Raw genomic sequence first — 1,225 nt, forward strand, 5'->3', positions numbered from 1 at the left:
CATACGCTGTTGAGATGTGGAATGTCCTTTGACTTCAGTGTCACTGGATACAGAAGCACCGCAGTAAGGCGAATACCGCCGTCTACGTTTCTCTTTCTCGATTAGGATATGTCCTCACGGCGGTGCCGCGCTTAGATGCGCTCGCCTCCGGACAGGGCGCCGGACGACCGGCGTGGGGCTTTGCCCCTGTTGGCGGTCTGATCGGACTTAAAAGATCGACGCTAATTCATTGGGCCCGTAGCTCAGTTGGTTAGAGCACACGCTTGATAAGCGTGGGGTCGGTAGTTCGAGTCTACCCGGGCCCACCATGTTTTTGTCCTGGCGCTGTCGCGGCTTTTGCTGCTGATGCTCAGGACTGGTCGTTGATCCCATAGGTTTGTTGCCTGCAGAGGCTTAAACAGATTGGGGCTTTAGCTCAGCTGGGAGAGCACCTGCTTTGCAAGCAGGGGGTCATCGGTTCGATCCCGATAAGCTCCACCATTTACTTGGTGGCGCACCGCCGCCGGCCAACCCGGCGCGCAGGTGGTGGAAGACGGAATATCCTAAGAGAGAAATAAAAGTTTGCATCGGTTCGTTTGAGCCTGATGCCTGTTCTGATTACATTGTGAAGAGAAGATATGTCTGGAAGCTTCCAGGTGTTGAAGATGGTCGAAAGGCTGTTGGAAATGTCCGAGCCCAGTCCTGTTAAAGCTGTCGACGGTCTAGCCGATCCGAGACAGTGGAGGGGCTGGAGGTAGGTAGGAAGCTTGTTACTCAAGGCATGTTTGTTGTTGGTTGTTGGAACCATCAAGACTTCGAGGCTTTCGGGCCTCGGGGATTTTGGTGTTTTTGGCTTCCTCTGACGACATGTCGATGGATGTTGCCTGACCGCGCATCCCCGGACAGATCTCGAGAAGCTGGTCTTAATGATCCGGCCCCGAAGTGCACCGGCGTGCCTTCATATGGGGAACGGATCGAACACGTTGATGGCATCTGGATTTGGATTTGGTTGTAAAAGGTAACCTGATCCGTTGGATAACTGGTGCGGCACACTGAAAAGTGTCCGTATAGCCAGGCTTGGCACCCCTTCGAGCGCAAGCGAGAAGGTAAGGTTTGCCAAGACCAACTAAGGATGAGCATTGGCAATGAGAACGATCAAGTGAAATAAGGGCAATTGGTGGATGCCTTGGCATGCACAGGCGATGAAGGACGTGATACGCTGCGATAAGCCGTGGGGAGCTGCGAA

2 tRNA genes and 1 rRNA gene are annotated in these 1,225 nt (G+C 53.8%); all 3 read left to right on the plus strand.

The window, feature by feature from the left end:
• The first annotated feature begins 231 nt into the window (after positions 1-231).
• A tRNA-Ile gene (locus tag ACP7E6_RS29385) sits at positions 232-308 on the plus strand.
• 96 nt (positions 309-404) lie between these two features.
• Positions 405-480: transfer RNA gene (locus ACP7E6_RS29390), tRNA-Ala, on the plus strand.
• A 652-nt stretch (positions 481-1,132) separates the two neighbouring features.
• Positions 1,133-1,225: ribosomal RNA gene (locus ACP7E6_RS29395) — 23S ribosomal RNA — on the plus strand; the annotation flags it as partial.

This window comes from Pararhizobium sp. DWP3-4, assembly GCF_049898205.1.
Taxonomy (GTDB): Bacteria; Pseudomonadota; Alphaproteobacteria; order Rhizobiales; family Rhizobiaceae; genus Pararhizobium.